We start from the raw sequence: 12,309 nt of genomic DNA, 5'->3' as shown, positions 1-12,309 counted from the left end.
ACGGCTCCCCAAAGCCCCTGTTCGGAGCAGATGCAGCACGCCCGAATCCTGCTATCCTCTTTGCTCAACAGAGACGACGCGGATCGCCGTCGGCATCTCGTTGCCGACACGATCCGACGCAACAAGACACGTCTCGAACGATGCAGGGAGGCTCGCATGATCGGTCGTTTCATCCTCGGACTCATCCTTGGACTTGGTTTTTCGCTCGCGCTTGCCGCGAGCCCGGCGCTGGCTGACGACGTCACCGGCGTCTGGCTGCGCGAGACCGGTGCGTCCAAGGTCAAGTTCGCGCCCTGCGGCGGCGCCATCTGCGGCACGCTGGTCTGGATCAAGGAGGGCACCGATACGCCCGCCAAGGTCGGCCAGCGGCTGTTCTCCGGCATGAAGCCGACCGGGCCCAACGCCTGGGCCGGCAGCTACAGCAATCCCGACGACGGCAAGACCTATGATGCCAAGATGACGCTCTCCGGCGGCACGCTGACGACCGCGGGCTGCGCCTTTGGCGGCGCGATCTGCCGGTCCTCGACCTGGACGCGCGCAAATTAGAGATCCGTTCGCGAATTCGCGGTAGCGTCGGCGATCGAGGAGCATCAATCGTCAACATGGCAGCGAAGACGCAGGCGCGGCTGGGGTTCGTGCTGTTTGCGGTGATTGCCGCAGCAGCCGCGACGTTCGTGCTCGCGCGCCGCTCCGCGGCGCCGTCCGGCGGTGATCACCGCACCGTCCGCCAGCTTGTCGTCCACTACAACCTGCTGTCGCGCCCGGGTGACCCGATCATCGTGCTCGGCGACAGCATCGTCGAGGCCGCGACATTGCCCGCCAGCGCCTGCGGGCATCCTATCGTCAACGCCGGGCTTGCCGGCGCCGGCACCCGCAGCGACCTCGCCGGCTGGCTGAAGCCGGCGCTGGGACCGAAGCAGCCGTTCGCCATCATCGTCTCACTCGGCGTCAACGACGCGCTGACGGCCAAGCCCGACTCCAGCGACGTCTTTGCCGGGCGCTACGAGGCGCTGCTGCGCGAATTGGCGAAACTCAGCACGCGCCTCTCCATCATCGAGTTTCCTCCGGTCGAAGTGCGCGGTCCGTTCACGGCGGCCATGGAGAAGATCGCCACTGCAAGCATCACCGGCTATCGCGCCGCGCTGCCGGATCTCGCGAAGCGCAACGGCGCGACCTTCGTGCCCCTGCCGCCGATCGAGTCCCCGTTCACGCTCGAAGGCATCCATCTCAATGCCGCCGGCTATCGCTCCTGGGACCAGGCGATCCAGCAGGCCATCGAGCTCGCCTGCCGCTGAAGACGACCGGCCGAAGCTTAACTTCCGCAGGCGAAAACAATCCTTCACTCGGGTCCGGGTAGGATCAGTCAGCACATCCCATTGCGACGGTTAACAGGTCCCTGCATGGCCCAGCCCCCAAACTCGACCTCGCCTGGGACTCACAAGCTGCTCGGATTGGAGCTGCTGCGCTTCCTCGCCACGATCTCGGTCCTGCTGTGGCACTACCCGCATTTCGCCTACGTCGCCGACGCGCCGGCCGGTCTCATCCGCAGCGAGTTGCCGTTCTATCGCGTGCTGTTCCCGTTCTATGAGCTCGGCGAGTACGGCGTCGTGATCTTCTGGTGCATCTCGGGCTTCATCTTCTTCTGGAAGTACAGCGCGCTCATCCCGGACGGCACGGTCGACGGCTGGACGTTCTTCGTCAACCGGCTCTCGCGGCTCTACCCGCTGCATCTCGCGACGCTGCTGCTGGTCGCGGGGCTGCAAGCCGCCTACGTCGCTCAGCACGGTTACGCGTTCGTGTACCAGAGCAACGATCTCGCCCATTTCGTCGCGCAGCTGTTCATGGCGAGCGACTGGCTGCCGCCAACCGGCGTCAGCTTCAACGGACCGATCTGGTCGGTCTCGATCGAGGTGCTGGTCTACGCCGCGTTCTTCGCAGGCTTGCGCTTCGTCACCGCCTCGCCGCTGTTGAACCTGGCGATGATCCTGGCGGGGATCGCAAGCGGCACGCTGGTCGGCAAATGTTTCGTGTTCTTCTATGCGGGCGGGCTCGCCGCGATGGCACGGCAGAGCGTTACCGATGCCTGGTATCGGCCAAAGCTCGAGACGCTCGCCGCGGGCGCCGTCGTCGGCATTCCCTTGGTACTCTGGCTGTCAGGCGTCGGGCTCGCGGAGCGGGCCGCGGCGCTGCTGCTGATTTATACGCCGATGCTGTTGTTCGTCTGCACAACGCCGATCACGCTGCCAAGGCGTATTGAAGACCTGCTGCAGGTCGCAGGCAACATGACCTATTCGTGCTATCTGCTGCACTTCCCGATCCAGCTGGTGATCGCGCTGGCCTTCGCGGCGTGGGGTCGACCGATCCCGTATGGCAGCCAGCTGTTCTGGATCGGCTTCATCGGGCTGACGCTGAGCGCGGCCTATCTCACCTATGACTGGCTCGAGGCGCCCGCCCAGCGGCTGATCCGCCGCGCCCTGCTGCGCAAAAACGAAGCGGGGCGGATTGCTCCGGCCCCGCTTCCACATCATTGATCGGCACGATCAGCGCGCCTGATCGCCAGGCGCGCCATCTCGGGCGGCTGACTACTTGCCCCAGATTTCCTCGGCGAGCTCGACGCAGAGGCGCAGCTTGGCCCACTGCTCTTCCTCGCTCAGGATGTTGCCTTCCTCGGTCGAGGCGAAGCCGCATTGCGGGGACAGCGCGAGCTGGTCGAGGGGAGCGAACTTCGAGGCCTCTTCCATGCGGCGCTTGATGTCGTCCTTCTTCTCGAGCTCGCCGACCTTCGAGGTGACGAGACCGACGACGACGACCTTGTTGCCCTTCGGCAGGAAGCGCAGCGGCTCGAAGCCGCCGGCACGTTCGCTGTCGTACTCCAGGAAGTAGCCGTCATAGTTGGTGTTGGCGAGCATGGTCTCGGCCACCGGCTCGTAGCCGCCCGAGGAGATCCAGGTCGAACGGAAATTGCCGCGGCAGACGTGGGTCGAGATCGTCATGTCGGCGGGACGCTCGGCGATCGCATAGTTGATGATGCGCGAATAGATCTGCTGCAGGCCATCCGGATTGTCACCACGCTCCCGCGCCTTCTGCAACTCGTCCTGCGAGCAGAGATAGGCCCAGACGGTGTCGTCGAACTGCAGATAGCGGCAGCCGGCGTCATAGAACGCCTTCACGGCCTTGCGGTAGGTCTTGCCGAGATCCTCGTAGAAGGCGTCGAGATCGGGATAGACCTCCTTGGAGATCGACTTGCGGCCGCCGCGGAAGTGCAGCACGGCCGGCGACGGGATCGTCATCTTCGCCGTCACATGCGCCGTATCGGCATGCTTCTTCAGGAAGCGGAAGTGGTCGAGCATCGGATGATCGTCGGGGAAGTCGAGCTTGCCGATCACGCGCACCGCGTCGTGACGGGTCTGCACGCCCGTGAACTGGATGCCGGCGTCGGGGTGAAACAGCTCGCAGCCGGTCAGCTTGGCGAGAAAGTCGAAATGCCACCAGGAGCGGCGAAACTCGCCGTCGGTCGCGAGCTTCAGGCCGGTCGAGGCCTGGCGGTGCACGACCTTCTCGATCTCCATGTCCTCGATCTTGGCGAGGTCGGCCGCGGAGATCTCGCCCTTCTCGAGCTTGGCGCGGGCTTCCTTGATCTTCTGCGGGCGCAAGAGGCTGCCGACTTCGTCGGCGCGGAAGGGAGGCTTGGTGCGTTGCATCTGTTCACTCCTTGGAATGGTCGACGTCTTCGATCTGGTCGTTGGATCGGTTAAATGATCCTGCCTCGACGAGCGGCCCCGTGGCGGCGCCCGCGCGTTCTCAAAAGCCGGGGCAAGCCCTAGCGCGTCTCCGATCAGTATACAATTCCGTTCGGTCAGGATTGTGTGCGGGGGTGGAAAGTCCGCCCCGTGCGCCCGTCTGGCTTTGGCGTCTAGGCCGATTTCACGATTCCAGTCACACAGCGGCCGTGACGAACGATCCCTGCGGTCGATGTTCCGGTATACAGAATAACGCCTCGTTCGGTTCGAGACAGCGCGCTTCAGAGGCCGGGCCCAGCCCGGCGGCCCTTCGTGTCAGTGCGCCGCAGCGCTGGCCACCCCGAGATGCCGCTCAAGCGGCGCGGGATCGGCCTTCAGCGCGCTTGATGGCGCGTCGTGCACGATGGTGCCGCGCTCCAGAATCACGACACGGTCGGCCAGCGCGAGCAGCTTCTGGGCATGCTGCTCGACGATGATAGAGCACAGCCCTCCGGCGCGGCTGATGGTACCGATCGCAGCAAGCAGTTCCTCGACGATGATCGGTGCCAGGCCCTCGGTCGGCTCATCCAACAACAGCACCTTCGGGTTCAGCGTCAGGGCGCGGCCGATCGCCAGCATCTGCTGCTCGCCGCCGGAGAGCTGGTTGCCGAAATTGTTGCGCCGCTCCTTGAGCCGCGGAAACATCTGGTAGACACGCTCCACCGTCCATGGCCCCGGCTGCGCCACCGCAGTCATGTTCTCCTCCACCGTCAGCGAGCGGAAGATGTTGCGCTCCTGCGGCACCCAGCCGATGCCGGCGCGGGCGCGCTGGTCGGCACGCAACGAGGTGATGTCGGTGCCGCCGAGCGCGAGCTTGCCGGAAAAGCGACGGGTGACGCCGACGATGGAGTTGATCAAGGTGGTCTTGCCGGTGCCGTTGCGGCCGAGCAGCGCCAGCACCTGCCCCTCCGGCAGCGACAGCGACATGTTCGGCAGCACGATCGCCTGGCCATAGCCGGCGCGTAGATTCTCGATTGAGAGCAGATCGGTCATCACGCAGCCTCGCCGAGATAGACGGCCTTGACCTGCGGATCGCGCGCGACCTCGTCAGGTGTGCCCTCGACCAGAAGCGCACCGGAGACCAGGACCGAGATGCGGTCGGCGAAGGAGAAGACGAGATCCATGTCGTGCTCGATCAGGAGCACCGTGACGTCGCGCGGCAGCGCGGCGACGGCGGCAAGGATGTCCTTGCGCTCGCCCTCGGGCACGCCCGCGGCGGGCTCGTCGAGCAGCAGCACGCGCGGCTTGGCGGCGATCGCGACCGCGATCTCCAGGAGGCGCTGCTTGCCGTAAGGGAGCGTCGAGGTGCGGTCGTTCATGACGTCGAGCAACCGGAAGCGCTCCAGGGTGTCGGCGATCTCGGCGTTGATGTCGTCGCGCGTGCCCATGCGCCGCCACCAATTGCCACCGCCGCCGAGCCGCTCCGACACAGCCAGACCAATCGTCTCGAGCGGCGTCAGATCCGGATAGAGCTGGTTGATCTGGAAGGTGCGCGACAGGCCGCGCAGCACGCGCTTGTGCACGGGCAGATCGGTGATGTCCTGGCCTTCGAGCAGGATGCGGCCGGAGCTCGGCTCCAGCACGCCGGTGAGCTGATTGATGACCGTGGTCTTGCCGGCGCCGTTCGGGCCGATCAGCGCGTGCCGCGCACCTGGCACGATCTGAAGAGAGAGATTGCGGGTGACGTGGAGGCCGCCGAAATGCTTGTCGAGGTCGCGGGTTTCCAAGGCGTAGGTCATGGCGCCTCGTTATCGGTGAGGGCCACCGCGGCCTTGCGGCCGGCGATCTGCCGGAGAATCAGATTGGGCAGCCACAGCGCGTAAGCGTGGATGCGATGGCGGCCGACCAGCACGATCACGACCAGCACAAGGCCGATCCAGAACATCCAGTATTGCGGCGTGATCCACTGGAACAGCTCCTGCAGCATCCGGAACACGGCGGCGCCGATCAGGCCGCCATAGAGATAGCCGGAGCCGCCGATGACCAGCATCAGCACGAGATCGGCCGAGCGCTCGAACGAGAACACGTCGAGCGAGGCGAGCGCCGTGGTCTGCGTGAACAGCGCGCCGGCAACACCCGCGTAGAACGCCGCGACGGTGTAGATCGCAATCAGGCGCTTGTTGACGGGAATGCCGACGGCGGCCGCCCGCAGCGGGTTGTTCTTGATGGCGCGCAGCGACAGGCCGAACGGCGAATTCACAATCATTCGCGCCAGCAGGAACAGCACGAACAGCACGGCGAGTGCGTAGAAGAAGCCGGTCTTGCCGAACATGTCGAAGGCGAACACGCCGAAGATCGGCTGGATGTCGATGCCTTGCAGACCGTCGGTGCCGCCGGTGATGTTCGAGAAGCGCTCGGCGAGCGCTTCCATCAGGAGCGCAATGCCGAGCGTCACCATCAGCCGCGTCAGGTGGACGCCGCGGATGACGAGGAAGCTGGTGGCGAAGCCGAGCACGGTGGCGGCAAGGCCCGCGACGATCAATGCCAGCACCGGCTCGTTGATGATCCCGTGCACCGACAGCAGCCCGGCGCAATAGGCGCCGACACCGAAGAAGGCGGCGTGGCCGAGCGAGACGATGCCGGCGTAGCCGAGGATCAGGTCGAGCGACAGCGCGAACAGCGCCAGCCGCAGGATCTCGGTCATGATCAAGTAGCGCGACGGAAAGGCGAGCCCGACCGCCAGCACGACGATCCAGAAGGCGAACTCGCTCCAGTGCCAGCGGCCGTGCTGCCGGGCGTGAAAGCCGACCTCGGTTTGTGCGTTCGTGGTCATGCGATCCTCACCGCGTCGCCGTGCGACCGAACAGGCCGTTCGGGCGCCAGATCAGGATCACGATCATGATGGTGTAGATGACGAAGGGGCCGAGCTTGGGCACGTAGTACTTGCCGGCGACGTCGCCGATGCCGAGCAGCAGCGAGGCCAGGAACGGCCCGGTGATCGAGGACGAGCCGCCGACGGTGACCACGATCAGGAAGTAGATCATGAACTTCAGCGGAAAATACGGATCGAGGCCGAGGATCTCGGCGCTCAAGGCGCCGCCGAGCCCGGCAAGCCCGCAGCCGAAGGCGAAGGTGAAGGCGAACACCTGCGGCACGTTGATGCCAAGGCCGCTGGCCGCGCGAGGATCATCCACCGCCGCGCGCAGCCGGCTGCCGAACCGGGTCTTGGACAGCACGAGCTGCAGCCCCACCGTGAGCAGGCCGCAGATCACGATGATCATCAGCCGGTAGCGGCCGATGCCGACGCCGACGATGTCGAACTGGCCCTGCAGCACCGCCGGCAGTTTGATGAAGATGCGCGACGAGCCCATGATGTAGTCGACGGTCGCGACCATCATGAACACCAGGCCGATCGAGAACAGCACCTGGTCGAGATGGCTGCGGGCGTAGAGGTGTTGGTAGAGCGTCCGCTCCAGCAGTGCGCCGATCAGCGCACTGGCGACGAAGGCGAGCGGCAGAGCGGCGAAGAACGGCCAGCCGATGCGGTTGACGAGCACGGCGCAGACATAGCCGCCGGCCATGGCGAAAGCGCCATGCGCCAGGTTGACGAAGTTCATCAGGCCGAGCGTCACGGCGAGCCCGCAGGCCAGCACGAACAGCAGCATGCCGTAGGCGACGCCGTCGAACAGGTTGGTGAGGATGGAGGTCATTAGTCACGCGACCAGAGAAGAGAGGTGGGCAAGCAGCTCCAAACTCCGTCATGCCCGGGCTTGTCCCGGGCATCCACGCTGCGCCTTCCTGGAAGAACGACGTGGATGGCCGGGACAAGCCCGGCCATGACGGCCGATGGAAGCGTCACTTCTTCGCCTTGCCCGGATCCTTCACGGCGTCGAAGGTTTGGAACTCCACATTGTAGAGCTCGCCGTCGACCTTCTCGACCTTACGGATGTAGACGTTCTGGACGATGTCGCGCGTCTCCGGATCGATCGAGATCGGGCCGCGCGGGCTCTCCCAGGCCATGCCCTTCATCGCCGCGAGCAGCGAATCGCCGTCGGTCTTGCCGCCGCTCTTCTTCAGCGCCTCGTAGATCAGGTGGATGCCGTCATAGCCGCCGACCGCCATGAAGCCCGGACGGCTGTTGTAGGCCTTCTTGTAGGCCGCAACGAACGCCTTGTTCTTCTCGGACGGATGCGCCGCCGAATAGATGTGCGCCGTCACCGCGCCGAGCACGGCATCGCCCATGTCGTTGAGCAGGTCGTCGTCGGTCACGTCACCCGGCCCGATGACCTTGATGCCGCTCTTGTCGAGGCCGCGCTCGGCATATTGCTTCATGAAGTTGCCGCCCTGGCCGGCCGGCACGAACACGAACATCGCATCCGGCTTGGAATCCTTCATGCGCTGCAGGAACGGCGCGAAGTCCGGGTTCTGCAGCGGGACCTTCACTTCCTCGACGATCTCGCCGCCGCCGGCGGTGAAGCGCTCCTTGAACGACGCCAGCGCGTCATTGCCGGGCGCGTAGTCCGAGGTCAGGGTCGCGACCTTCTTGATGCCGTTCTTGACCGCCCAGTCGCCGATGATGGTCGAGGACTGCGGCAGGGTGAAGCTGGTGCGGACGATGTAGGGCGACTTCTCGGTGATGACGGACGTGCCCGCGGCCATCACGACCTCCGGGATCTTGCCCTGGGTGGCGAGCGGGGCGGCGGCAAAAGCGGCCGGGGTCACGCCGAAGCCGGCGATGACGTTGACCTTGTCGTTGACGATCAGTTCCTGCGCCAGCCGCTTGGTGTTGTCCGGCAGCGCGGCGTCGTCCTTCAGGATGACCTGGATCTTCTTGCCGGCGACGGTATCGCCGTTCTGCTGCATGTACAGCTTGATCGCGTTGTCGATCTGCTTGCCGGTCGACGCCTGGCCGCCGGTCATCGGCACGATCAGGCCGATCTTGAACGCATCTTCGGCGTAAGCCGGACCAACGGCGAGCGCGGCAGCCGCGCCGGCCAACATCAGACCCGCAATTCGATTGTTCACGTGCCATCCTCCCTTTGCGCCGCTTCGAAGGGCGGCACTTACGATCAAATGTTCAGTTTTGCGGCGACGCTAGAGCGATTTGTGACCGCCTGACACCTGCCGCACGCTCTAACAGCTATAGCAATTCGGAATAGATTCTGTATGCCAGCCATGCAACTGCGGAATTTCTTCGGAGGGTTGGCGGGCGATGACCGTCAGGACGGAGGGACCGCCAGGGCCGGAAAAGAGTATTATATTACCGGGCATCAAATCGACTGAATTGGCCGGTTGAAGGCGGACATTGCCGCGCTGCTGGCCTGCCTTGTTCCCTAGGGTGTTTCTGACCTCATGCCACGCAGTTTTCGTCTCGTTCTCGTCCCGCTGGCAGCCGCTGTTGCCCTGTCCTTTTCCTTGGCCGGCTGCTCGTCGATCAATGCGACGGTCGGGGCCGGGATGGGCGACCTGATGCCGCAATGGGCCGGAGGTCTGCCGGCGGGTGCCCCGCCCCGACCCGGGACGCCGGAATACGACCGCTTCATGCAGGAGCGCGAGCGGCAGCGGCAATTGCCGGCCAGCGAGCGCGACAAGGAGACGCAGTCGGATTCGAATGCCCAGGCGGCCACGCCTCGACGTTGAGGGCCTGCGGTCCGCGATTTCGGCTGGACCGCCGGCGACGTCCGCCCGCGCTTCGATCAGTCCATGAACACGACGGTCTTGCGGCCGTTGAGGATGACGCGATCCTCGAGGTGATAGCGGATCGCCCGCGCCAGAACGCGGCGCTCGATGTCGCGGCCCTTGCGCACGAGATCCTCCGGCGTGTCGCGGTGGCTGATGCGCTCGACGTCCTGGTCGATGATCGGGCCTTCGTCGAGGTCGCGGGTGACGTAATGCGCGGTGGCACCGATCAGCTTGACGCCGCGCTCATAGGCCTGGTGATAGGGCTTTGCACCCTTGAAGCCCGGCAGGAACGAGTGGTGGATGTTGATGCAGCGGCCGGACAGGCTCGCCGACATCTCGTCCGACAGGATCTGCATGTAGCGCGCGAGCACCACGAGATCGGTCTTGGTCTCCTCGACCAGCTTCAGGATCGCCTGCTCCTGGTCGCGCTTGGTGTCCTTGGTGACCGGCATGTGGTGGAACGGAATGTCGCCGAAATCGAGCCCGGCATAGGTCTCGCGCGGATGGTTGGAGACGATCGCGGTCGGGATCATCGACAGATCGCGGGTGCGCCAGCGATAGAGGATGTCGACCAGACAGTGGTCGAACTTGGAGACCAGCAGCATGACCCGGCGCTGCCCGGCGCGGTCGCGCATCTGCCAATCCATGGAGAAGCGCTCGGCGATCGCCGCGAAGCCGGTCTGCAGCGCCGGCAGATTCACGGCGAGATCGGCGGCCGTGAACACCACGCGCATGAAGAAGTGACCCGTCTCGAAGTCGCCGAACTGCTGGGCGTCGAGAATGTTCTGGCCGTTATGGGCAAGGAAGGTGGAGACGGCCGAGACGATTCCGGGACGATCCGGGCAAGACAGGGTCAGGACATACTGGTGGTCGGACATGGCGATGGCGTACCGGATGGGGAGATTGATCTTGCGGCAGGCTCGAGGGCCGCTTCGGGCCCTGCTCTATCACCCTCCGCGCCCTTGCGCCAACGCTCGGCGAGGGGGCAGGATGAACAAAACATCACCTCTTTCGGTGGAGAATGGCATGGCCGACCGGCTGACGGGCAACCGCATCCTGATCCTGGAAACGCGCGAGGAAGCGCAGTTCTCGCGGCTGCTCGCCGAGCAAGGCGCCGACGTGCTGCAATGTCCGATGTTCACGATCCAGGATGCGCCCGATCCGGCGCCGATCGAAGCCTGGATTCGCCGCTGCATCTCCAACCCATTCGATGATCTCGTGCTGATGACCGGCGAGGGCCTGCGCCGGCTGATGACGGTGGTGCGCCGAATCGGGGTGGAAGCGGAGTTTGTCGCCGCGCTGGGCAAGTCGCGAAAGTTCACTCGCGGGCCGAAGCCTGGCCGGGCTCTCCGCGAGCTTGGACTGGAATCACAGGTGACGACCGAGAAGCCGACCTCGGAGGGCGTCGCCGAGCTGCTGGCGCGCTACGATTTGAAGGGCCACCGGCTCGGCCTGCAGCTCTATCCCGACAAGGACCATTCCGCGCTGATCGGCGCCATCCAAGCCGGTGGCGCCGAGGTCGATGCTGTCCTGCCTTACGTCTATGACGCCAAGGCGGCCGATGCGAACATCCTCACCGCGATCGACGAGATGACGGCTGGCAAGGTCGACGCCATCGCGCTGACGAGCTCCGGCCAGCCGCGACGGCTGTTTGATGTTGCCAAGGCGCACGGCATGGAGGATCGGCTGCGGCAGGGCCTGGCGCGCACGCCGATCGCGTCGGTGGGGCCTGTCGTGACGGAGGAGTTGGCTGCGCATGGCCTGTCGCCATCGATCACGCCGGCGGGCGAGGCGTATTTCATGAAGCCGCTGATCTCGGCCATGGCGACCGCGCTGGGCGTGAAGTCACAACGGACGGCACCTCGCTAACGGTGTCGTCCCGGGCTTGACCCGGGACCCATAGTCACCGAACGCGATGAGACGCGTGGAATGCGCCGCCTGCCCGTTTCAGACATTACGCGGTATGGGTCCCGGCTCAAGGCCGGGACGACAGCGCAGGATTAGGCGCTAGCGCGGCCAATCTCCTGCAGGAACGCCTGATAGGCGCGCGTAAGGCCCTCCTCCAGCGACGTCGTCGCGCGCCAGCCGAGCTTCGCCAGGCGTGAGACGTCGAGCAGCTTGCGCGGTGTGCCGTCGGGGCGCGAGGGATCGAAGCTGATGCGGCCGTGATAGCCGACGGCTGTCGCTACGACGCGGGCGAAGTTGGCAATCGTGATGTCCTCGCCAGTGCCGATGTTGACCAGTTCGTGATCCGAGTAGGTCTTCATCAGATGCACGCAGGCATCGGCCATGTCGTCGACATAGAGAAACTCTCGCCGGGGCGTGCCGGTGCCCCAGACCACCACCTCCGGCGCATCGGCCAGCTTCGCTTCATGGAAGCGCCGGATCAGTGCCGCAACGACGTGGCTGTATTCGGGATGATAGTTGTCGCCGGGACCATAGAGATTGGTCGGCATCACGTTGATGAAGTCGGCGCCATATTGGCTGCGATAGGCCTCGACCATCTTGATGCCGGCGATTTTGGCGATGGCATAGGGCTCGTTGGTCGGCTCCAGCGGCCCCGTCAGCATCGAATCCTCGCGCAAGGGCTGCGCGGCGAGCTTCGGATAGATGCAGGACGAGCCGAGAAACATCAGCTTCTCGGCGCCGTTCACATGCGCGGCATGGATGACATTGGTGGCGATCGCGATGTTGTCGTAGATGAATTCGGCACGCAGCGTGTTGTTGGCGACGATGCCGCCGACCTTGGCCGCGGCCAGGAACACGGCCTGCGGCCTCACCTTCGCAAACCATGAGAACACCGCGGCCTGATCGCGCAGATCGACCTCGCTGCGCGACACCGTGACCACATCGACTCGTTCCCGCGCCAGCCGCCGCAGCAGCGCGCCGCCGACCATGCCGCGATGTC

Annotated in this window: 13 protein-coding genes; 5 read left to right on the top strand and 8 right to left on the bottom strand. The window is 65.1% G+C overall.

Annotation, left to right across the window (positions count from 1 at the left end; genetic code table 11):
- Positions 1 to 156: 156 nt before the first annotated feature.
- The 3 genes from BRAD285_RS08640 (at position 157) to BRAD285_RS08630 (ending at position 2,531) form a co-directional block, all read left to right on the top strand.
- Positions 157 to 546, top strand: a complete 390-nt coding sequence (locus tag BRAD285_RS08640; RefSeq protein ID WP_006609483.1) for a DUF2147 domain-containing protein — start codon at positions 157 to 159, stop codon at positions 544 to 546.
- 56 nt (positions 547 to 602) lie between these two features.
- A complete protein-coding gene (locus BRAD285_RS08635) occupies positions 603 to 1,295 on the top strand; it encodes an SGNH/GDSL hydrolase family protein (RefSeq protein WP_006609484.1) in 693 nt (230 codons plus the stop codon).
- A gap of 105 nt (positions 1,296 to 1,400) precedes the next feature.
- Positions 1,401 to 2,531, top strand: coding sequence for an acyltransferase (locus tag BRAD285_RS08630; protein WP_006609485.1), 1,131 nt, complete (start codon positions 1,401 to 1,403; stop codon positions 2,529 to 2,531).
- Between the two features lie 51 nt (positions 2,532 to 2,582).
- On the opposite strand, the gene BRAD285_RS08625 is transcribed toward BRAD285_RS08630, so the two are convergent.
- From BRAD285_RS08625 to BRAD285_RS08600, 6 genes are all read right to left on the bottom strand, one after another.
- Complete coding sequence (locus tag BRAD285_RS08625) at positions 2,583 to 3,701, bottom strand: cobalamin-independent methionine synthase II family protein (protein ID WP_006609486.1); 1,119 nt, start codon at positions 3,699 to 3,701, stop codon at positions 2,583 to 2,585.
- 354 nt (positions 3,702 to 4,055) lie between these two features.
- The gene (locus BRAD285_RS08620; protein ID WP_006609487.1) at positions 4,056 to 4,772 is read right to left on the bottom strand and encodes an ABC transporter ATP-binding protein; all 717 of its coding nucleotides are present in this window, start codon (positions 4,770 to 4,772) and stop codon (positions 4,056 to 4,058) included.
- Complete coding sequence (locus tag BRAD285_RS08615; protein ID WP_006609488.1) at positions 4,772 to 5,518, bottom strand: ABC transporter ATP-binding protein; 747 nt, start codon at positions 5,516 to 5,518, stop codon at positions 4,772 to 4,774. The genes BRAD285_RS08620 and BRAD285_RS08615 overlap by 1 nt, the downstream gene beginning before the upstream one ends.
- Positions 5,515 to 6,552, bottom strand: coding sequence for a branched-chain amino acid ABC transporter permease (locus BRAD285_RS08610; protein ID WP_006609489.1), 1,038 nt, complete (start codon positions 6,550 to 6,552; stop codon positions 5,515 to 5,517). The genes BRAD285_RS08615 and BRAD285_RS08610 overlap by 4 nt, the downstream gene beginning before the upstream one ends.
- Positions 6,553 to 6,559: 7 nt before the next feature.
- Positions 6,560 to 7,429, bottom strand: a complete 870-nt coding sequence (locus BRAD285_RS08605) for a branched-chain amino acid ABC transporter permease (RefSeq protein ID WP_006609490.1) — start codon at positions 7,427 to 7,429, stop codon at positions 6,560 to 6,562.
- A gap of 145 nt (positions 7,430 to 7,574) precedes the next feature.
- Positions 7,575 to 8,720, bottom strand: coding sequence for an ABC transporter substrate-binding protein (locus BRAD285_RS08600; RefSeq protein WP_035644542.1), 1,146 nt, complete (start codon positions 8,718 to 8,720; stop codon positions 7,575 to 7,577).
- A 351-nt stretch (positions 8,721 to 9,071) separates the two neighbouring features.
- Between BRAD285_RS08600 and BRAD285_RS36265 the strand changes: the two genes are divergently transcribed.
- Positions 9,072 to 9,359: a hypothetical protein gene (locus tag BRAD285_RS36265; RefSeq protein ID WP_139020536.1), complete on the top strand. Its 288-nt coding sequence runs from the start codon at positions 9,072 to 9,074 to the stop codon at positions 9,357 to 9,359.
- Positions 9,360 to 9,415: 56 nt separating this feature from the next.
- Here BRAD285_RS36265 and purU read toward each other — a convergent pair whose 3' ends face one another.
- A complete protein-coding gene (gene purU, locus BRAD285_RS08590) occupies positions 9,416 to 10,279 on the bottom strand; it encodes a formyltetrahydrofolate deformylase (RefSeq protein ID WP_006609493.1) in 864 nt (287 codons plus the stop codon).
- A gap of 148 nt (positions 10,280 to 10,427) precedes the next feature.
- Between purU and BRAD285_RS08585 the strand changes: the two genes are divergently transcribed.
- The gene (locus BRAD285_RS08585) at positions 10,428 to 11,270 is read left to right on the top strand and encodes a uroporphyrinogen-III synthase (protein ID WP_006609494.1); all 843 of its coding nucleotides are present in this window, start codon (positions 10,428 to 10,430) and stop codon (positions 11,268 to 11,270) included.
- Between the two features lie 131 nt (positions 11,271 to 11,401).
- Here the strand turns inward: BRAD285_RS08585 and BRAD285_RS08580 are convergent, their stop codons facing one another.
- On the bottom strand, positions 11,402 to 12,298 hold the full coding sequence (locus BRAD285_RS08580; protein WP_006609495.1) for a GDP-L-fucose synthase: 897 nt from the start codon (positions 12,296 to 12,298) through the stop codon (positions 11,402 to 11,404).
- Between the last annotated feature and the right edge of the window lie 11 nt (positions 12,299 to 12,309).

It is taken from the genome of Bradyrhizobium sp. ORS 285 (genome assembly GCF_900176205.1).
Lineage (GTDB): Bacteria > Pseudomonadota > Alphaproteobacteria > Rhizobiales > Xanthobacteraceae > Bradyrhizobium.
Note: the sequence above shows the minus strand (reverse complement) of the source record. Positions and strands in the feature narration are given on the sequence as shown.